Source organism: Vibrio penaeicida, assembly GCF_019977755.1.
GTDB lineage: Bacteria > Pseudomonadota > Gammaproteobacteria > Enterobacterales > Vibrionaceae > Vibrio > Vibrio penaeicida.
Genome location: NZ_AP025144.1, coordinates 597,220 through 617,210 on the forward strand (window position 1 = coordinate 597,220; position 19,991 = coordinate 617,210).

Consider the following 19,991-nt stretch of genomic DNA (forward strand, 5'->3'; position numbering starts at 1 on the left):
AGAGTGCATAAGTAAGATAAGCGAACTTCACAAAAATTAAGAAGCAGTGGACAGAACACAAAAACCAGCATCACCTCTTAAGTTCGCGGTAACTATCAATATTCAATAAGACACTTCTATAATCTTGCCTTTCAAAATACTCACCTGCTAACTCGATCATTTTGTTCCAAATTGGCTCATCACAAATTTCTCGCCCTTTCGTAAACTTAATGCTTGAGCTAACTAACCTTATAGAAACCCCAAGCAGTTCAGCGATTTCTACTTGTTTTGCACCAGCTTCCCAAGTGACCCTCATAGCCCAAGAACGCCAACGCATGTCTTCAAATTCAAGGGGGACTTGCCCTTTACCCACCTCAAATATAGACCCACCATTGGCAAAATTAGACAAATTACCAACAACGAAATCCCAAACGTGCTTGTCCATATCATCGCGAAACTCTACCTGTTCTAGAAATTTAGAAACCAAAAGCATCGCTTGTTTTTTTGATGACGCACGAATTGGGGCTTGTGTTTTATCGAACTGTGAGCATGAATAGTCCTGTCCAAAGGACAACCACTTGATCATTTCATCAGCATCTAGGTCATGTAAATAATCAGGTAGCTCTACATCTTCCACTAGAAATTTCTCCCATGAAATCATCAATTAGTTTGTGCTTTTGACTGACACAAAGGTGGGCATACCGCTGAGTCATTTGTATAGATTTATGTCCTAAAACTTCAGCAATCTGGATTAATGAAGCTCCATTCTTAGCAAGGATAGAAGCTGCTGTATGGCGTAAATCATGAAATCGACAATCTTTGATTCCAGCCATTGAGATAGCCCTATACCAATGGATATCAAAGTTACGAAAGTAGTCATGCTGGTGACCTACTCTAGGAAATACGTAATCTGCACTAGCACTTTGAAAACGAGATAGTTCGGCAACCACGTTGTCAGTTAGAGGTAGGATTCTCGGCTCCCCATTTTTTGTTTTTTTTACTAAAGCACGTCTATCTCGAATACTGATATCACTCCAACGTAGAGTTAAGATCTCTGTTCTTCGAGCGCCGGTAGTTATAGCCATCAACAAAAGCAGGTATAAACGGTCCCAACTAGAATCTTTAGCTATGCTTAGCAATCGCTCGACTTCCTTTTCTGTTAAAAACCGCGTCCGAGCATTGTTCTCTTTAAGCTGCTTTACTTCCCTCGCAGGGTTGTGTGTACTGTCATATTCATCTGATAGGAATGCGTATACAGCACTTAGAGCTGCCTTATATCGATTAACTGTTGCGGGGGCCTTCCCTTCTTCAGACAGAGCTTTTAGAGCGGTTCTCACACATGACTTAGTAACTTGCCCAGTTTTCTTGCTGCCATAAAGTGAACACCACCAGTTTAATCGTTGCCCTATAGATTGGTCTTTACCTGTGTGGTAGCGGAGATACTCTTTACATGCCTCATCCAACGTCAAGTTAGACATTGCGTAGCTTGTTAGTAGGTTGGTTAGATCATCGTTAGTCAAAAGCTGTGCATGAAACTGCTCTGCTTCTTTCTTCTTGGTGAATACCTTGGAGATACGTTTACCATTGCGCATAATTTGCACTCGGTATCGTACGCCAGACTTTCTTTGAATTTTCTGGATTGCCATTGCTGAAACCTATTACACACGTTTTCACATGAAAAATTTCAACCGCAACACTTTGAGAGAGATTTTGCCGTACCCTAAATACGACGAAAGCCCTGCTAAAGCAGAGCCTTCTAAAAATGGTACCGGTGGGCGGACTTGAACCGCCACGCCCGAAGGCAACGGATTTTGAATCGGTTCTCTATTGATTTTTAATTTACTTTTTCAACAGCTTAACCTAAATTAACCCTATTCTTATACAAGTTTTTATACAACTTTAAGGGGTTTTTATGTATGAGAGTCTAACAAAAGGCTTGGCAATTTACAGGCAAAATCATACTAAAAGTATCTATGTTCGACTAAGAGCCAATGGAATGGAAATCAAGCGTTCTTTAAAGACCTCTGACATAGATGAAGCTAAAAGCAGAGCTTGGGCTTTAAAGTTTGAAACAGAGGGAAAGATCACCGCTGGGATTCCACTATATGAAACAAAAGAGCTATCAATTAAGAAAGCCTTTGATATGGTCATTGCCGACTTGAACAATAAAAGAGTTCAACGCCCTACTTATAAAGACTACTGTTATGTCATTCAAAACTTCATCGTTCCATACTTCAAAAGAAAAACGATCTCAGAACTTACAACAAAAAATATTCGTCAATACTTTGAAAGTCTAGAACTTTCAGAAACACGATACAACATAAATAAAACTTGTTTTACTCGATTGCTTGATCTTCTTGAAGAAGAAGAGATTTTAAAAAGGTCAGATTTTCCAAGACTTCCAAAAAAAATCACAACTAAAAAAGCTGATGATAGAAATCCATTTGCACCAGATGATCTAGATATAATCCTTAAAGAATTAAAAGTATTCCATCAATCAGGCGCAAGAAACAAAATATCAATCGCTCATAAAAAAACACTATACCAATACTTTATTTTTCTTTTAGAAACTGGTGTTCGCACAGGTGAAGAAGTTTTCCATTTAAAATTTAGTGATATTAAAAAAGGAAAAGAAAATCATTATGTTTATATTACCAAAGGAAAAACTGAAGAATATAATGGAAATGGTCGCAGAATCGCATTAAGTGAAAAAGCTTTAAATGCAATAATTGAAATAGCAAAGATTCAAAACCCAGACAAAAAGATTACTGAAAAGAACTTTTTAAACATTGATAGATTAATATTAGAAAATGCAAATAATAAAATCCCTTGCTATTCAACTCTTTTTGGTAGTTTCAAAAAACATCTGCTCAAAAAAGGAATCGAGTTTAGAAATAAAAATTATGTTCTTTATTCTTGCCGACACTCATTTATTACTACCAGATTAGCGTTAGGCGTTGATATCTATCTAGTGTCAAAATACGTTGGTAGTCGAGTTGAGACAATCCAAGAATTCTATGATGATTATAGACTAAACAATCAACAGCATATTGACCAAATCACGCTAAGAGATCGAAATAAAGAGCGTTGGGACGAGTATCACCGCATAATGGAAGAACAGAAGAAACTAGGAGTTAAAGTAGATGACGATATGCCTAACTTCTTAACAGAAGAAGAAGAGGAAGAACGTATCAGGCTTCAAGTTGAAGCGTATAATCTATCTCACCCACCAGAAAATGATGTGCCACCCCAACCGCCAGAAGAATGGTAGACAAAAAGAAAGAGAAGATAAAAAACCATCTTCTCTTTCTTTTCGCCAGAATTTCAATTAACACCATCAGTTTCTTACTTTTTTATTGTTAATGGTGTTCATATTTTTTATTTTTATAGATATAGCACTTTCTAGCTTATCAGCTTCGATTGGATTGTATTTTCTTAATTTTGATATAGCTAGTTTAACAATTTCAAGCCAAGATAACGTTTGTACATCATTAGATTTCGTACTTTCTCTTAACTCATTTAACAGCTCTTGTTTTTCATCAATAAAACTATCAAGAGAAGTTTTCTTATTTGGATTAAACTTTTCAAAAACCCCTTTTTTAACTATTGCTTTATTCAATTTTTCATTTGTATTTTCAAGCTCATTAGAAACATCATTTGATATTTCATTTTGTGTTTTTGCTTTTTCAACTGCCTTTTTTGCTGCATCTAAGTGTTTTTTATCTTTGTCCTTTTTCATTATTCAGGACTCCAATTTAAATCACTAAAAGTTTCGTCAATTTCTTCTTGTTCTCGACAGAGTCTACATAATTCCCTCCCTCGCTCTATGTCATTCCCACACATTCCACACGTATCTAAACCATCATCATAGTTATTCATCATTTATTTTCCTTTCTATTATTTTACAATTCAACAAGGTGTTACACCTTAATTTGTCATACCACACTTTTGACATATTTCAATAGCGTGATAACAATTAAAAAGGTAAGAGACTTAAAAGTCGCTTACTAATAAAAACCCTTTTTAGTCTCCCCGCCACTTTTTCTTGCTACGCTGCGAATAAAGTGTCGTGTAGAAAAGGGTAAACTTTAAAAAAGTTTAATCAAATATGGATAACCAACAAGCCAAAAGGAAAAATAAAAATGGAAACATCAACAGTATTATTTAAAACAAAAAGATATCGTATTTGTGATAAAACAAAATTAGCTAATTTAGTTAATCACATATTACGAAACTATAAACCTGACACGATACAATATAAAAGAGACTTTAACGCTGACGATACAAAACTAAATTTAGTTATCGGTCCAGACTTTAAAGTTATAAAAAAAGGTGCTGACTGGTTTGATAAAGTTCAAACTGAAAGCCAATCATTAAAAGACACGCTTCAACAATCATTAATTGAAGCTGATGAAATGGCTGAACAAAATATTTCATTATCACGACAACAAAAAGATATTACTTTAAAATCTATAACGTATTTTTCAAAATTAAAAAATTACGATGAAAACGCTGAAAGTCATTTATTAGAAATCATGACGCAGTGTTTAGAAGTAAAAAACCAAAGTAAAAATAAAAAAGATTATTCTGTTATCGATCAAGAATCTTTAAAAACTGCATTAGACTTTTATCAAAATCCCCCAGAGAATTTTAAAATAAAAGGGCTTAATGCCAAGAAAAAGCATTTAACCCAGATACTCGAAACAGTCGATAAAATGCAAGTCCATAATGATCGCAGAACTACCGCTTCAACTCGTTCAATAGGTTTTGAAGATGTGCTGTTCAAAATCCCAAAGCATAACGACAAGAGCCTAAAAGACGTTGATATGATCAAGATTATGAGGGATTGGAACAACAAGTATTTTGCAGATTTTGCCATTCTTGGCGGTGCTTTCCACAAAGACGAAAGAACGAAGAAAGGCAATGCAGCAGATGACCATCTTCACTTAATCAGATCAGGCTTTAATCGCTTTACAAAGCGTTTTGATTTGCCTGACTATACTCATCAGCTTGGTTTGAGATTAGCGCAGGAGCAAGGCATACCGTTCGAGCCTGACGGTAAGAAATACAACGAAACAAACGAAATTTTAAGAACGGTAGCGAGTGAAGCACTTCAAACAGAGTTCTATGAATTTGCAAATAAAAAATTGGCTAAATATGGCTATGAGTTCAGATTTGAAAAAAAGGAACTTACACCAGAAGAAAAGGAATTAAGAGCTTTTTTAAAAGAACAAAGCAATTTACCAAAATCCCAGAGAATGCAAAATCTTCATTCTTATATGGAAGAACAAGCTAAAAAAGAACAACAAAACAGAAATAAACAAATCAAAGCTGCTAATAAAGCTATTGCAAAGAAAAAAGCTGTTGATACTGAAATTACAACTAAAAATGTAGAATTAGAAGAAATAAATGAAAATATAAATTCTTCAACTGATAAATTAGATAAGGTTAATGAGCAATTAGAAAACAATCAAAAATGGCTTTATAACATAATAAAATCTAACGCAGTTCAAAAAAGAATTGAAATGATAAGAGAATTAACAAATCATTCTATGGAGTTTTATAAGTCAGTTAAAAGGTTTATTAAAGGGATTAATCAACAAAATGAGGAATATATACAAGATTTAGAAAAAGAAAATCCTGAATGGTATAAACAAGAGAAAACAAGATTAAAACTTGAAGAAGAGCTAAAACAAGAAAGAATTAAAAATAGACATTATGGAAATGAATATATTGAAGAAGTAAGAAAAGAAATAAAGGAAGAGTCAAGACTGGAAATAATATTTGATGATAAACCCAAACAGAAGAAAAATAAAAGATTTAGTTTTGGGAAAAGTAAAAGCTGATATATCAGCTTTTAATAGAGCTATCAATTATTTCATCAAAATCAAAATCATCAACAGAAAATATTTCATCTATATAGTCATCACTTAAAACATTAGTTACTTTTTTATTATCAGAATATAAGCTTGTTTTACTATAAAAGAACTTATAATGTTCTTCTTCTCTTTTTTCATTTTGATTTTTTGGATGTTTATACTCAAACTCAACTTCAATATTTTTAAATGCTTTCTTTATTTTTGCAATTCTATTGTCTCTTCTTTTAATCCCATTAAGATCTAAAACTTTACATAAATAGTAGTAGTCAAAATATCCCTCTTTTTTTATCTCCGTAAGAACTGATAATTTTGAAGATCGAATGTCAGCAATAGATTTCAAATCAATTAGATTAATCTTTTCAAATCCATTATTTCTTAAATCATTTTTATATTTACTTGAAAGTTTGAAATGTATTTCATTCGCTATAACTTCAATATTATCAAAGAATGGACTTTGTAATTTATTAACAAATATTATTATTTTCTTTGCTGTCATATTATTTCTAGTAATAATACTATTTTCACCAAGAAACCCTTTCACAGAAAAGTAATGTTCGCTTTCTTTTTTTGTTGTTCTATAAATCATAGTTGAGTATGCGAGTATTGTAACAAATAATTTAAACTCAACATTGTTTTTAAAATCAAATAATGCGTAATGTAAAGGGTTTTTTCTATTCATAATTTCGTTTGGTATGGTTAGATATTCAATCATTTATATTTCCTTTTTATAAGTTGTAGAACTTCCGAAATATTAATGATTATAATATTATTTCTAATGCAATATTGACTATTTTGCATTTGGATATATATTAAAAATTAATACTTCTTGGCAGGGAAGTTTAATTTAAAAAGTCGCAATTTATATTGCGGCTTTTTTATTTCTTAAATCTAGTAAATCACAATTCAATTCTTTGTCAAATTGTAACTAAGTATAGGGGGCAAAAGTAACTAAGCGTAGGGAGTAAATGTCACCAAGTGTAGTCCTATTAATAAATTAATAATACAGACTTTATAATAAAGACTTTTTATATATGTGTAATTGGCATTGTTTTTATCTTTATGACGCAGTGGCGAAATATTCATTCTGATTTGCTAATGGAGCTTGCGGAATGAAGCGTTTAAATATAAAAATTAAGGCAATTTTAAAAAAGTGTATCACTTAACATATCTAAACTAAATAAATGGCTAAAAATGGCATTCTCGATTATATAAACTGATATTACTGCTTTATTAATCAAATCTTTGAACTATATTTTTTGCATACATAAAAAAAAGCCCGATAATTCGAGCTTTATTTAGTCAAAATGGATTTACAACTGATTTTTATTTGTTGTAAATACTATGAAACCTTTTTTAAGGAAGTGGTTTTTAATATTGGTTCTAGTTTACGAGAAATTGCCCGAACAACTGGAACACACACACTATTTCCAAATTGCTTGTAAGCTTGGACATCACTCACAACGATTTTATATGTATCAGGGAAACCTTGTAATCTAGCCGCTTCTCTAGGGGTGATTTTACGAGGGTTTTTATCTTCCCCTTGGTTTACTAATATCTCTGAACCATCTTTATAATATCGAGCTGATATAGTGTTTGTATGGGTTGAGTCGTGATCAACCATCCCATAACCAAAACCATTACCTTTTGTCTTATGTTCTCGTTTTCTTCTTTGATGCCCTTCCCAAAGACGATCCGAGATCGTATATTTCTCTGGCACATCATCTTGTAAAATGTCACCAACTCTTGTTTTTTCCATAGTTGGCTTAGGAAAATCAAAAGTTGCACCATTTTTCAAAGCAACAATATAGATGCGTTCTCTATTTTGAGGTCTACCAAAATCTTTAGCAGCTAGGATTTGGCTTGTTACTGTATAACCTAAATCTTCAAGAGTTTCTTTCATAACACGATAAGTTTTACCTTTGTCGTGTGTCTTTAGTCTTTTTACGTTCTCTAAAAGCACAACACTAGGCTGATGATGCTCTATGATCTTCGCTATGTAGAAAAACAGTGTTCCACGAGTATCATCAAAACCTTTCTGTAACCCTGCTTGCGAAAATGGCTGACAAGGAAAACCTGCAAGTAACAAGTCAAACTTAGGGATTTCACTTGGTTCAATTAAAGTAATATCGCCATTTGGTTCTTCACCAAAATTTGCTTGATATGTTTGCCTTGCAAACTTATCAATTTCAGAAGAAAAAACACACTCTCCACCAATTTCATCGAATGGTAATCTGATACCACCAACGCCAGCGAATAGATCAATAAACTTAAAACTCATTACTTAGCCCAATACTCTAGATTCTGTGGGATTTCATCGAAGAAGTAATCCTCAAAGCTAACGACATTACGCTTCTTAACAAGCGTATCTTGTGCTTTAACATCCCTATAAACTACAAGTATTACATTATGATTTGCCATTTGTTCAACTTTACTTGAACTGATATCTTCATCAACAGTTAATAGGTAAATACTTGGCAAACCTGTTCTGTTAATTTCTTCAATAACTTCCTGCCAACGTTCACGAAGAGTTGTTTTCATCGTGCCGATAATGACTTTATCTCGTCTTTGCTCAAACGCTTCTAGGTTCGGTAAAAGGGAATCTACAATCTTACCTAGCTTCTTAGTCTGAAAGTTCTTTGAGCCTACTGTAGCCTGTGATTCGTAAGGGTAATCCAACACGTCATATAAACCATAAATTATCCCCTCAAAGACTTTACCCGCTCTTGAGCGCCTAGATTGAGTATTACTTAATGATAACCTGTAGATGTAAGGGTAAATTTGCCCTGCATAATCACCAAAAAAGCTTCTTAACTTCTCTTTTATTTCTTCATCACTTTTTTGAAATATATCAAATAGATAATCAAACTTTTCTTCTGGAACAGTAAACTTTTCTGAAATATGCTTCAAAATAAAAGCGTTCATTTTAGCTTCTTGCTCAAGAAATGAGCGAAAGGCTTCCTCTCTTAATGTTCTTACAACACCAGAAACGTCTTTTTCATCTTTGAGAGCCTCCATCAAGTCAGAATGTTCTGCTAGGACTCTCTTAACCGTGTCTTTAGGAGGGAGAATAAACTCTTTTCTTGCTGCTTGAATGTAGCGATCAAAAGCTTTTTGCTCCTCGCTAGGAATCTCAGTTAGGAATGTTAAATCCTGCATATCCAACCCTATGGTTCAAAAACGGCCAACTATTATAAATTAGATAAATTTAAACTCAATCTAGAAAGCAATAGATACAAAAAAAGCCGTTCCGAAGAACAGCTTTTCTTTAAATATGGTAGCGGTAGCCAGACTCGAACTGGCACAGCTTTCGCCGGGGGATTTTGAATCCCCTGTGTCTACCAATTTCACCATACCGCCATTGGTTTTTATACAACTCTATACAACTTTTTTAATAGAGTTAAAATCAATGTAAGACACTGATTTTAAGCCAGTTTATGATATAAAACGCATACAAGCAAGCGATTTTGAATCCGTCGTGTATACCAATTTCACCACACCGGCATCTCTGGGCTATTGCCCTTTCGATGATTGGCATTATACGGATGACTTAAGCGGGTGCAAGGGTTAAATCTTTAAAAACCATTCGTTTGGCGATTATTTCAGCATAAGTGCTCGTGCTGTGCGCTATATCACTTCCAAATTCTTGTACTAGTTTATATTCTGTCGCTTTCCAACGATTACCCATGTGAGAACTATGTCTTTTCAAACGAAACCTGCAGGATTACTTCGAAGGCTAGGTGCGTTGATGTACGACGCCCTGATTATACTCTCCATAGAAATGATGGCAGGGGGGCTAGTGATTGCGATTCTCTTTGCCTTTCACGCTGCAGGTTTGATGAGTTATGGAAGTTATGCGGACGCCAGCGATTTACTCACCAACCACCCTGTATGGAGTGCTCTGTACACGGCGTATCTCGCTACTGTGTGGATTGGGTTTATTGTGTTCTTCTGGACAAAAGCGGGACAGACTTTAGGCATGCGAGCATGGAAGCTGCGTGTGCAAAACGAAGATGGTTCATCCATCTCGTTGACTCAAGCGCTCATCCGAGTCGCAACCTCTGGTTTTGGCTTAGCAAACCTTACGGTGCCATTTGATCCCAAGAAGCGTGCCTTTCATGACATTTGGGCAAAAACACAAGTGGTTGTTCTGCCGAAAGCAAATTAACTCAAAGCACGTTTGCTTAAATAACCTGAACTCGGGATAACAACTTGCTTTCTAATGGCTCTTTTCACTTATTACTGCGTTGAATCCTCTCCCAATAACCTGTTATTGGTTCGTGGCTTCGCCTTGTCTTAAGTGAAAATTTCTCATTAGAGTGCCTCAATAGAAAATGTTTATTTATTTTAATGGGTTAGCTAACCTCTTATCCCGAGTTCAGGTTAAATAATTTGAAAAGGAGGGTGCCCTCCTTTTCTATTGTTAGGGAGTGCTTACACTTTTCGCCGCATCAATAAAATTGCGATGCTCATAAATACGATACTGGGAACCAGTGCACCAACAGGGGCAGGAAGCTTATAGAGTAAACTGACGTTACTGAAGGTTTCGGCAAAAATGTAGAAACCAAATCCCGCAATAACACCAGAAAGAATTCTTGCCCCCATGGTCACGCTTCGAAGTGGACCAAACACAAAGGACATGGCCACAAACATCATGACTCCGACCGATATGGGCTGAGTGGCTTTACGCCAGAAAGCCAAATCATAGCGGCTTGCATCCTGCTCTGAATCTTTTAGGTAGGTTACGTAGCTCCAAAGCTCAGTTAGGGGCAGCTCTTCAGGTTGAACGGTTACTACGGCTAGCTTGTCTGGGGTTAATGTGGTTGTCCAACTTTGGAGTGCAATTTTTTCTTTTGATATTTCAACGTCATTATCAAAGCTGGTTTTGACGACATCTTTTACTTCCCAAGTACGATCTGAGGCGTAGTTAGCTTCCTTTGCAAACATGGTGTGGGCTAATTTCTTATCCTCATCAAAGAACCAAACGTTAACACCTTGCAATTGCTCCCCATTTACTCGCCCTACATAGATGAAGTTGCCGCCATCTTTCGCCCATACGCCACTTCGTACAGATACGATGTTACCTCCCGATACCGCGAATGTCCGTAATTCTCTCGCCATTTTTTGGGTGGCAGGGGCGCCCCATTCACCAAGCATCATTACAATGACCATGATAGGAATGGCTGTTTTAAGTACTGAGAAACCGATATCTAGCTTAGAGTAACCCGATGCCTGCATGACTACTAATTCGGAACTTGCCGCTAACATTCCAAGACCAATTAGAGCACCCAGTAATACAGCCATTGGAAAAAACAATTCCACATCACGAGGTAGAGCCAACATTACGTAATAGAAAGCGAGTAATGCATCGTAGCTGCCTTCGCCGACAGCCCTAAGTTGTTCAACATATTTGATGATGGCGGATAAACCGACCAAAGTCGTCAGAGTTAAAGCGGTGGTCGAGATGATAGTTCGACCAATGTACCAATCGAGGATCTTAAACACGCTTTACGCCACCTTTCTTCTGAAATTTTCTTTTAACTGCCGCACGAAAGTACTGTCCATACTATTGAGTAATATACCCAAAAGAAGCGTTACACCATTGATTGACCACAGCCCAATTGACGCCGGTAAACTGCCCTCTTCAATGGCTGATTTTCCGGAACTCAGTAGCAGGAAGTAGGTAAGGTAAATGAGTACCGCCGGTGCCATTTTCGCAAAACGACCTTGGCGAGGGTTTACCGCGGAAAGCGGAATAACAATCATCGTAAGCAGGGGAATACAAACGATAAGAGAAATTCGCCATTGAAGCTCGGCTTGAGATCGCTTGTCGTCTGAGTTGATAAGATCAAGCGTTGGCGTGGCCATTAAGCTTAATGAACGTTGCGCAGCCGCTCTTTGTCCTATCAAGGCTTCATACTCTTTGTAATCGGTTATCATGTAATCGAGACGAGTCGGAATACCTTCGTATCTTTTACCATCATAAAGAGTAAGAACTTGGCGACCATCAGATAGCTCTTGCATCTTCCCTGTGTCTGCAAACATGACACTTGGGCGAATAGAATCTCTCGGTATTAACTGAGCAATAAAGACGTTTTTTAACTCTTTATTTTCAATATCATCGACAAAGACGACGGCAGAACCATCAGGAGAGGCTTGAAATTGCCCTTTTTGCAGCAGGTCGATACTGTTATCCGATTCGATTTCCGAGAATATTTGGGTGATTTGTTGTTGGCTCCAAGAGGATAACCACAAAGAGTTAAATGCCGCTAAAGCTCCTGTGATTACCGCTAAGCTAAGTGCCGCTTGAATCAAGAATTTATTCCCGATTCCGGTCGCGTTCATTACGGTAATCTCACTTTCAGCGTACAGCCGCCCGAAAGTCAGTAAGATCCCAAGATATAAACTTAACGGCAGCATTAACATTCCCATTGTGGGCATGTTTAAACCGACTAGCGTTAAGATCAAACGAGCGGGCACATCGCCATCAGAGGCGTTAGACAGTACTCGAATGAATTCTTGGCTAAGAAAGATCAAAAACAGGACTAAAAATACCGCAAATTGAGTCTTGATTGTCTCGCGGATCAAATATCTAACAATAATCACGCTGAAATCACCTATAGAAAACTTGTTTTTTTAATTGAATCACTATAATTTCTCGTTGAATCTTTTATTTTTAAATCTTTGGCTAATTGTTAGTCAACATAATGGGCTTAGCGTTCCAACGTGAATATTTTAAGCTAAGTCGCCATTATCTAACATTTAGTTCAGTTTGTCTTCAGGATGTAGGAGTACGCATGGAGTTCAGTGTAAAAAGTGGCAGCCCTGAGAAACAGCGCAGCGCATGTATCGTTGTTGGTGTTTTTGAGCCTCGCCGTCTTTCTCCAGTAGCGGAGCAGCTCGATAAAATTAGTGATGGCTACATCAGTTCACTATTACGACGCGGTGACTTGGAAGGAAAACCAGGGCAGATGCTACTTTTGCATCAAGTACCTGGTGTTTTGTCTGAGCGCGTTCTACTCGTAGGCTGTGGTAAAGAGCGTGAGCTTGGTGAGCGCCAATACAAAGAAATTATTCAGAAAACCATCAGCACACTTAATGAGACAGGCTCAATGGAGGCAGTTTGCTTCCTAACAGAATTGCACGTTAAAGGTCGAGATACTTACTGGAAAGTTCGTCAAGCTGTTGAGTCAACGAAAGACGGCTTGTACACGTTTGATCAATTCAAAAGCACGAAGCCAGAAACTCGTCGTCCTTTGCGCAAGCTTGTATTCAACGTACCAACTCGTCGTGAGCTGAATTTAGGCGAGAAAGCGATCAGCCACGGTTTAGCCGTAGCATCAGGCGTGAAAGCGTCGAAAGATCTGGGCAACATGCCGCCAAACGTAGCGAATCCTGCGTATCTTGCATCTCAAGCTCGCCGTTTAGCTGATGAGCACGAAACGGTAACGACCAAGATCATTGGTGAAGAAGAGATGGAAAAGCTGGGTATGACTTCTTACCTAGCTGTTGGTCGTGGTTCTCACAACGAGTCTCTTATGTCCATTATGGAATACAAAGGTGCACCAGATCCTGACACCAAGCCAATTGTATTGGTCGGTAAGGGGCTGACGTTTGATTCAGGTGGTATTTCATTGAAGCCGGGTGCAGGCATGGATGAAATGAAGTACGACATGTGTGGTGCTGCATCTGTATTCGGTACGATGAAGGCTCTCGCAAAGTTAAACCTTCCAATTAATGTTGTTGGTATCCTAGCTGGTTGTGAAAACATGCCTGGTAGCAATGCTTACCGTCCTGGCGACATCTTAACGACGATGTCAGGTCAAACGGTTGAAGTATTGAACACCGATGCGGAAGGGCGTTTGGTTCTTTGTGATGCACTAACGTATGTAGAACGTTTTGAACCAGAATGTGTGGTTGACGTAGCGACGTTGACGGGCGCATGTGTTGTCGCATTGGGTCATCACATTAGCGGCGTAATTTCGAACCATAACCCACTTTCTCATGAATTGATTAATGCTTCTGAGCAAGCTGGTGATCGCGCATGGCGTTTGCCTATGGGGGAAGAGTACCAAGAACAAATTGCTAGCCCGTTTGCTGATATGGCAAATATTGGTGGCAAATCAGCCGGTACGATTACTGCGGGTTGTTTCTTGTCTCGCTTCACTAAGAAATACAACTGGGCGCACCTTGATATAGCAGGCACGGCTTGGCGATCTGGCGGTAAAGACAAAGGCTCGACTGGTCGTCCCGTCTCAATGCTGGTCCAATTCCTTCTGAACCGAAGCGGCCAGGATACTGAAGAGTAAATCTTCAAATTTTAGAAAGGGCCGAAAGGCCCTTTCTTTTTAATTGTATTTAGCTTTTTAACTGCGTTTAGCTTTTTAACAGAAGGTTCCTATTGAACCACATACCGCATTTTAAATGAGTTGTGATAGCAGATGGCAACAGCAACATTTTATTTGATCAAAAAAAATAGCCCTCAGTCTGAAGAATTGGGGTTTCACACGTATGTTGTATTTCTTGCTCATCATTTTGCCAAGCTGGGTGCGAAAGTGTACGTCAATGCAGAAAACAAAAAGAGTGCAGAAGCGGTTGCAGAACTGTTTTTTCAGGCGAAACCTGAAACGTTTGTTGCGCATAACTTGGTGGGTGAGGGACCCAAATCAGGGACGGGGATCGAAATTGGTTACTCAAATGTGAAGCCTGCGTGGAACCGACAGCTCGTTATAAATATGGCGAATGACAAGACAACTTTTGCTCCAACCTTTGGTCAAGTGGTAGACTTCGTTCCCTGCGAAGAAAAAGCTAAGCAACAAGCTCGAGAAAGGTATAAAATTTACCGTCAAGCTGGGTATCAGCTGGAAACTATCGAGATTCAAAACCCTTAGTCAAACCTTATAGTTAAGAGGTTTCGCAAGTACTTACCGTACTGAGAGTTCTCAATTATAAAGTTTGACCAAGATTAACCCGTAAACGTATCCATCTAAGAGCACTATGGAAAAGACATATAACCCAACATCTATTGAACAAGCTTTGTATCAAGCTTGGGAAGAGAAAGGCTACTTTAAGCCACACGGTGACACGACCAAAGACTCATACAGCATTATGATCCCACCGCCGAATGTCACGGGTAGCCTGCATATGGGCCACGCATTCCAAGATACCATCATGGATACTTTGATTCGTGCAGAGCGTATGAAGGGGAAAAACACCCTTTGGCAGGTTGGTACTGACCACGCGGGTATCGCAACTCAGATGGTTGTAGAGCGTAAGATCGCCGCTGAAGAAGGCAAAACAAAACACGACTACGGACGTGATGCTTTCATCGACAAAATCTGGGAATGGAAAAATGAATCGGGTGGCACGATCACTCAGCAACTTCGTCGCCTTGGTGCATCTGTAGATTGGGATCGTGAACGCTTCACAATGGATGACGGCTTGTCTGCTGCAACTCAAGAAGTGTTTGTTCGTCTATACGAAGAGGACTTAATCTACCGTGGCAAGCGTCTAGTAAACTGGGACCCTAAATTGCACACTGCAATTTCTGATCTTGAAGTTGAAAATAAAGACAAAAAAGGCTTTATGTGGCACTTCCGTTACCCGCTGGCGAACGGTGCTAAAACTGCTGACGGCAAAGACTATATTGTCGTTGCGACTACTCGTCCAGAAACCATGCTTGGCGATACCGGTGTTGCGGTTAACCCAGAAGATCCACGCTACAAAGATCTTATCGGCAAAGAAATCCTGCTTCCTGTTGTTAATCGTCTTATCCCTATCGTAGGTGATGAACACGCTGACATGGAAAAAGGCACAGGTTGTGTGAAAATTACGCCTGCTCACGATTTTAACGATTACGAAGTGGGTAAGCGAAACAACCTGCCAATGATCAACATCCTAACGTTCAACGCTGATATCCGTGATGCTGCTGAAGTGTTCACTACTAACGGCGAAGAAAGCGATGTGTACTCGACAGAAATCCCAGCTAAGTACCAAGGCATGGAGCGTTTTGCTGCTCGTAAAGCTATTGTTGCTGAATTCGAAGAACTTGGTCTTCTAGATGAAATCAAAGATCACGACCTAACGGTCCCTTACGGTGACCGTGGTGGCGTAGTTATCGAACCAATGTTAACCGACCAGTGGTATGTACGTACTGCCCCTCTTGCGGAACCAGCAGTAAAAGCGGTTGAAGATGGTCAGATTCAATTCGTGCCTAAGCAATACGAAAACATGTACTTCGCGTGGATGCGTGACGTACAAGATTGGTGTATCTCTCGTCAACTTTGGTGGGGACATCGCATCCCAGCATGGTACGACAACGATGGTAAAGTTTACGTAGGTCGCACTGAAGAAGAAGTTCGTGAAAAGAACAACCTAGCGCCTGTGGTTGTGCTTAAGCAAGATGACGACGTACTCGATACATGGTTCTCTTCTGCACTTTGGACGTTCGGTACACAAGGTTGGCCGGAAGATACTGAGGCTTTGAAAACGTTCCACCCATCTGAAGTATTGGTATCTGGTTTCGATATCATCTTCTTCTGGGTTGCTCGTATGATCATGATGACCATGCACTTCGTGAAAGACGAAGATGGCAAACCGCAGGTACCGTTCAAAACGGTTTACATGACGGGTCTTATCCGTGATGAGAACGGCGATAAGATGTCTAAGTCGAAAGGTAATGTACTTGATCCTATCGATATGATTGACGGCATCGACTTAGAGTCTTTGGTTGAGAAACGTTGTGGCAACATGATGCAGCCAAAACTAGCCGCTAAGATCGAAAAGAACACACGTAAAACATTCGAAAACGGTATCGAACCATACGGCACCGATGCTCTGCGTTTCACTCTTGCTGCTATGGCTTCAACAGGTCGTGACATCAACTGGGATATGAAGCGTCTAGAAGGTTACCGCAACTTCTGTAACAAGCTATGGAACGCAAGCCGTTACGTACTGATGAACACAGAAGAGCACGACTGTGGCATGTCACTGTCTGTTGAAGATCGTGTAAACATGGAATTCTCTCTAGCAGACAAGTGGATTGAATCTCAGTTTGAAGTGGCTGCGAAAGAGTTTAATGCTCATTTAGACAACTATCGTCTAGACATGGCTGCTAACACGCTTTACGAATTCATCTGGAACCAATTCTGTGACTGGTACTTAGAGCTAACTAAGCCTGTGCTTTGGAAAGGGACTGAAGCTCAACAACAAGCAACTCGTTACACGCTGATCACCGTTCTAGAGAAGACGTTACGTCTTGCTCACCCAGTGCTTCCTTACATCACAGAATCTATCTGGCAGAGCGTTAAGCCGCTAGTAGAGGGTGTTGAGGGCGAGACAATCATGACTCAAGCGCTTCCTCAGTTTAACGAAGATAATTTCAATGCAGAGATCGTCGAAGATATTGAGTGGGTGAAGACGTTTATCACCGCTATTCGTAACCTACGTGCGGAATACGACATTGCACCTAGCAAAGGTCTAGACGTAATGATCAAAGTTGCAAGCGAGAAAGACGCTGCGCGTATTGAAGCCAACAAGGTGGTTCTGAACTCTCTTGCCAAGCTAGATAGTTTGACTGTACTTGCAGACGGCGCTGAGACTCCAGCGTGTGCGACTAAACTGGTTGGCAAGTCTGAATTGATGATCCCAATGGCAGGTCTTATCGACAAAGATGCAGAACTTGCTCGTCTTGATAAAGAAGTAAAGAAAACACACGGCGAAATCAAGCGCATCGAAGGCAAGCTGAGTAACGAAGGCTTTGTTGCTAAGGCGCCAGAAGCTGTAATCGCTAAAGAGCGTGAAAAACTTGAAGGCTACCAAGACACTTTGGTGAAGCTTGAAGAGCAAAAAGCAACGATTGCTGCACTTTAACGTTAGGCTTCCTTACCTTTGGTTTGGAAGCTTGAATCAAAAAAATCCGGTCATCTTAGATGACCGGATTTTTTATATCTAAATACTGGCAGAATCGTTTCTAAACTAAGACCTCGATTTAAGATCTTAAATTATTTTTGAGTATTTAGTTGCTCGACTTCTGCGTCTAACTCTTCAAGTTTTTGCTTCATTTGTTCACGGCATAGATTAGCCAACTCACGGACATTCTCTTTGCCATAACCGTCAATACTGACTGGTGGAAGCATTTCAACAATGACATGGCCATTGTTCCAGCGATTAAGCTTAAACTTACCTTCTGTAGTACTGCATACAATTGGAATGATTGGTACTTGAGCCCCAACCGCGGCATGAAAAGCGCCTGTTTTGAATGGAAGTAAGCCTCTGCCACGAGAGCGAGTACCTTCAGGGAACATCCATACTGAAATGTCACGACCTTTGATTTTTTCAACGACTTGTTCAATCGTACCCATGGCTTTACTGCGATTGGCGCGATCAATAAGGATATTGCCGGTGATCCAGTAAAGTTGACCAAACAGTGGCATGTAGGCAAGGCTTTTCTTTCCAACCGTTACCACATTTGGTGTCACTGCAGATGAGACAGTAAAGATATCCCAGTTATTTTGGTGATTGGCAATGTAAATATGCTGACCACGCTTATACGCATCTTCCGGGATCCTAAGATCCAATTTAATGCCGAATACTCTGGACATACGCCCGAAGTAACGGCCAAAGGTAAAGACGTGTTTAGGGTTTCTTGGGCTCAATAGGCAATAGCCACACCCAAATACAAACATTAAGACGGCGAAGATTGCCACCGCAATGAGACGCAATAAAGCGATCATAAAATTCTCTTTGATAGTTATTCTACTTACGTTTAAACCATGCGATCGGAAAATAAACGGAAGCGGGGTAATACGCAACAAAAAAGCCGAAACCTGAGATAGACAGTTTCCGGCTTTTAGATTCAAAGCTCGAGTTTAACTAGACTCTCTGAATCGCTCAATGTTAGCACCAAGTGCAGACAATTTGCTTTCGATTTTTTCGTAGCCACGATCGATGTGATAGATGCGATCAACAACGGTTTCGCCCTCGGCAATACATCCGGCAATCACTAGGCTTGCAGAAGCTCGCAGATCGGTTGCCATAACTTGAGCGCCACTCAATCCATCGGTATCGCCACAAATAACTGTATTGCCTTCGATCTCAGCTTTTGCTCCCATTCGCATTAGCTCTGGAACGTGCATAAACCGATTTTCAAAAATGGTTTCAGTAATGACCCCACTTCCTTTTGCCATCATGTTCAACAGCGTAAATTGAGCCTGCATATCGGTAGGGAAGCCAGGGTGAGGCGCTGTGCGAATGGATACCGCTTTCAGATCGCGACCAGTCATATCTAAGCTGATCCAATCTTCACCTGTTTCCACTAAAGCACCGGCTTCTTCCAGCTTTGCAAGAGCAGCTTCAAGTAATGACGCGCTGGTGTTCTTACATAGGATCTTACCGCCAGACACTGCCGCAGCGACAAGGAAAGTACCCGTCTCGATGCGGTCAGCTACCACGGAGTGTTTACCACCACCCAAGCGTTCAACACCTTCGATGGTAATGGTGTCTGTACCAGCTCCTGAGATTTTAGCTCCCAATGTGTTTAGGAACGCTGCAGTATCAACAATTTCAGGTTCACGAGCTGCGTTATCTAAAACCGTTTTACCTTCTGCAAGAGTGGCTGCACACATTACAGTAATAGTTGCGCCGACACTGACTTTATCCATCACGACGTGAGCACCTTTAAGGCGTCCATCGACTTCAGCTTTCACATACCCTTCTTCAAGGGTAATAGTGGCCCCAAGTTGTTCAAGACCATAAATATGGAGATCAACAGGGCGTGCGCCGATCGCGCAACCGCCTGGTAGCGAAACCTGACCTTGACCAAATCGAGCGACCAGAGGGCCTAATGCCCAAATGGAAGCGCGCATGGTTTTTACTAAATCATATGGCGCGCAGTATTGATCAATAGAGCGACCATCTACATGCACAGAACCATTACGCTCTACTTGAGCGCCTAAACGCTTCAGTAACTCCATTGTCGTATCAATGTCACGCAACTTAGGTACATTGGTTACTTCAACAGGTTCTTCTGCGAGAATGGAAGCAAATAAAATCGGTAGGGCGGCGTTTTTAGCACCAGAGATTGAGACCTCACCAGTTAGAGGACCCGAACGTTTAACTCGAAACTTTTCCATCAAT

At 39.6% G+C, this 19,991-nt stretch carries 16 protein-coding genes and 1 tRNA gene; 6 read left to right on the plus strand and 11 right to left on the minus strand.

The window, feature by feature from the left end:
• Positions 1 to 70 precede the first annotated feature (70 nt).
• Positions 71 to 616 (minus strand): hypothetical protein, encoded by a 546-nt coding sequence (locus LDO37_RS02980; protein WP_126607146.1) that lies wholly within the window; start codon positions 614 to 616, stop codon positions 71 to 73.
• Positions 594 to 1,625 (minus strand): tyrosine-type recombinase/integrase, encoded by a 1,032-nt coding sequence (locus LDO37_RS02985; RefSeq protein WP_126607145.1) that lies wholly within the window; start codon positions 1,623 to 1,625, stop codon positions 594 to 596. Before LDO37_RS02985 ends, LDO37_RS02980 begins: the two co-directional genes overlap by 23 nt.
• A 266-nt stretch (positions 1,626 to 1,891) precedes the next feature.
• Here LDO37_RS02985 and LDO37_RS02990 point away from each other — a divergent pair, with 266 nt between their 5' ends.
• Positions 1,892 to 3,250, plus strand: a complete 1,359-nt coding sequence (locus LDO37_RS02990) for a site-specific integrase (RefSeq protein ID WP_224056045.1) — start codon at positions 1,892 to 1,894, stop codon at positions 3,248 to 3,250.
• Between the two features lie 66 nt (positions 3,251 to 3,316).
• Here LDO37_RS02990 and LDO37_RS02995 read toward each other — a convergent pair whose 3' ends face one another.
• Positions 3,317 to 3,718 carry a hypothetical protein gene (locus tag LDO37_RS02995; RefSeq protein ID WP_126609749.1) on the minus strand — a complete coding sequence of 134 codons (402 nt, stop codon included), beginning with the start codon at positions 3,716 to 3,718 and terminating at the stop codon, positions 3,317 to 3,319.
• Positions 3,719 to 4,121: 403 nt separating this feature from the next.
• Here LDO37_RS02995 and LDO37_RS03000 point away from each other — a divergent pair, with 403 nt between their 5' ends.
• The gene (locus LDO37_RS03000; RefSeq protein WP_224056046.1) at positions 4,122 to 5,825 is read left to right on the plus strand and encodes a hypothetical protein; all 1,704 of its coding nucleotides are present in this window, start codon (positions 4,122 to 4,124) and stop codon (positions 5,823 to 5,825) included.
• A gap of 4 nt (positions 5,826 to 5,829) precedes the next feature.
• Here LDO37_RS03000 and LDO37_RS03005 read toward each other — a convergent pair whose 3' ends face one another.
• From LDO37_RS03005 to LDO37_RS03020, 4 genes are all read right to left on the minus strand, one after another.
• Positions 5,830 to 6,570: a hypothetical protein gene (locus LDO37_RS03005; RefSeq protein WP_224056047.1), complete on the minus strand. Its 741-nt coding sequence runs from the start codon at positions 6,568 to 6,570 to the stop codon at positions 5,830 to 5,832.
• Positions 6,571 to 7,197: 627 nt separating this feature from the next.
• Positions 7,198 to 8,136 (minus strand): DNA cytosine methyltransferase, encoded by a 939-nt coding sequence (locus LDO37_RS03010; RefSeq protein WP_224055326.1) that lies wholly within the window; start codon positions 8,134 to 8,136, stop codon positions 7,198 to 7,200.
• Positions 8,136 to 9,014: a type II restriction endonuclease gene (locus tag LDO37_RS03015; protein WP_224055327.1), complete on the minus strand. Its 879-nt coding sequence runs from the start codon at positions 9,012 to 9,014 to the stop codon at positions 8,136 to 8,138. The genes LDO37_RS03010 and LDO37_RS03015 overlap by 1 nt, the downstream gene beginning before the upstream one ends.
• A 116-nt stretch (positions 9,015 to 9,130) precedes the next feature.
• Positions 9,131 to 9,215, minus strand: a tRNA-Leu gene (locus tag LDO37_RS03020).
• 337 nt (positions 9,216 to 9,552) lie between these two features.
• On the opposite strand from LDO37_RS03020, the gene LDO37_RS03025 reads away from it, so the two are divergent.
• A complete protein-coding gene (locus LDO37_RS03025) occupies positions 9,553 to 10,023 on the plus strand; it encodes an RDD family protein (RefSeq protein ID WP_126606751.1) in 471 nt (156 codons plus the stop codon).
• Positions 10,024 to 10,289: 266 nt separating this feature from the next.
• Here the strand turns inward: LDO37_RS03025 and lptG are convergent, their stop codons facing one another.
• Together lptG and lptF are read right to left on the minus strand one after the other, a co-directional pair.
• Complete coding sequence (gene lptG, locus LDO37_RS03030; RefSeq protein ID WP_126606750.1) at positions 10,290 to 11,360, minus strand: LPS export ABC transporter permease LptG; 1,071 nt, start codon at positions 11,358 to 11,360, stop codon at positions 10,290 to 10,292.
• 3 nt (positions 11,361 to 11,363) lie between these two features.
• Positions 11,364 to 12,461 (minus strand): LPS export ABC transporter permease LptF, encoded by a 1,098-nt coding sequence (lptF, locus tag LDO37_RS03035; RefSeq protein WP_126606749.1) that lies wholly within the window; start codon positions 12,459 to 12,461, stop codon positions 11,364 to 11,366.
• A 191-nt stretch (positions 12,462 to 12,652) separates the two neighbouring features.
• Here lptF and pepA point away from each other — a divergent pair, with 191 nt between their 5' ends.
• The 3 genes from pepA (at position 12,653) to LDO37_RS03050 (ending at position 17,726) form a co-directional block, all read left to right on the plus strand.
• The gene (gene pepA / locus LDO37_RS03040; RefSeq protein WP_101113382.1) at positions 12,653 to 14,164 is read left to right on the plus strand and encodes a leucyl aminopeptidase; all 1,512 of its coding nucleotides are present in this window, start codon (positions 12,653 to 12,655) and stop codon (positions 14,162 to 14,164) included.
• Between the two features lie 132 nt (positions 14,165 to 14,296).
• Positions 14,297 to 14,746: a DNA polymerase III subunit chi gene (locus LDO37_RS03045; RefSeq protein WP_126607839.1), complete on the plus strand. Its 450-nt coding sequence runs from the start codon at positions 14,297 to 14,299 to the stop codon at positions 14,744 to 14,746.
• A gap of 106 nt (positions 14,747 to 14,852) precedes the next feature.
• Positions 14,853 to 17,726, plus strand: a complete 2,874-nt coding sequence (locus tag LDO37_RS03050) for a valine--tRNA ligase (RefSeq protein WP_126607838.1) — start codon at positions 14,853 to 14,855, stop codon at positions 17,724 to 17,726.
• A gap of 131 nt (positions 17,727 to 17,857) precedes the next feature.
• Here LDO37_RS03050 and LDO37_RS03055 read toward each other — a convergent pair whose 3' ends face one another.
• Both LDO37_RS03055 and murA read right to left on the minus strand, forming a co-directional pair.
• Positions 17,858 to 18,589: a 1-acylglycerol-3-phosphate O-acyltransferase gene (locus LDO37_RS03055; protein WP_126607837.1), complete on the minus strand. Its 732-nt coding sequence runs from the start codon at positions 18,587 to 18,589 to the stop codon at positions 17,858 to 17,860.
• 135 nt (positions 18,590 to 18,724) lie between these two features.
• A complete protein-coding gene (murA, locus tag LDO37_RS03060; RefSeq protein ID WP_126607836.1) occupies positions 18,725 to 19,987 on the minus strand; it encodes a UDP-N-acetylglucosamine 1-carboxyvinyltransferase in 1,263 nt (420 codons plus the stop codon).
• Positions 19,988 to 19,991: the final 4 nt, after the last annotated feature.

Excerpts from the sequence above, each read along its gene's own strand:
- LDO37_RS02985 (WP_126607145.1), bottom strand. The coding sequence starts at position 1,625 with ATGGCAATCCAGAAAATTCAAAGAAAGTCTGGCGTACGATACCGAGTG.
- LDO37_RS02990 (WP_224056045.1), top strand. The coding sequence starts at position 1,892 with ATGTATGAGAGTCTAACAAAAGGCTTGGCAATTTACAGGCAAAATCAT.
- LDO37_RS02995 (WP_126609749.1), bottom strand. The coding sequence starts at position 3,718 with ATGAAAAAGGACAAAGATAAAAAACACTTAGATGCAGCAAAAAAGGCA.
- LDO37_RS03000 (WP_224056046.1), top strand. The coding sequence starts at position 4,122 with ATGGAAACATCAACAGTATTATTTAAAACAAAAAGATATCGTATTTGT.
- LDO37_RS03005 (WP_224056047.1), bottom strand. The coding sequence starts at position 6,570 with ATGATTGAATATCTAACCATACCAAACGAAATTATGAATAGAAAAAAC.
- LDO37_RS03010 (WP_224055326.1), bottom strand. The coding sequence starts at position 8,136 with ATGAGTTTTAAGTTTATTGATCTATTCGCTGGCGTTGGTGGTATCAGA.
- LDO37_RS03015 (WP_224055327.1), bottom strand. The coding sequence starts at position 9,014 with ATGCAGGATTTAACATTCCTAACTGAGATTCCTAGCGAGGAGCAAAAA.
- LDO37_RS03025 (WP_126606751.1), top strand. The coding sequence starts at position 9,553 with ATGTCTTTTCAAACGAAACCTGCAGGATTACTTCGAAGGCTAGGTGCG.
- pepA (WP_101113382.1), top strand. The coding sequence starts at position 12,653 with ATGGAGTTCAGTGTAAAAAGTGGCAGCCCTGAGAAACAGCGCAGCGCA.
- LDO37_RS03045 (WP_126607839.1), top strand. The coding sequence starts at position 14,297 with ATGGCAACAGCAACATTTTATTTGATCAAAAAAAATAGCCCTCAGTCT.
- LDO37_RS03050 (WP_126607838.1), top strand. The coding sequence starts at position 14,853 with ATGGAAAAGACATATAACCCAACATCTATTGAACAAGCTTTGTATCAA.
- LDO37_RS03055 (WP_126607837.1), bottom strand. The coding sequence starts at position 18,589 with ATGATCGCTTTATTGCGTCTCATTGCGGTGGCAATCTTCGCCGTCTTA.
- murA (WP_126607836.1), bottom strand. The coding sequence starts at position 19,987 with ATGGAAAAGTTTCGAGTTAAACGTTCGGGTCCTCTAACTGGTGAGGTC.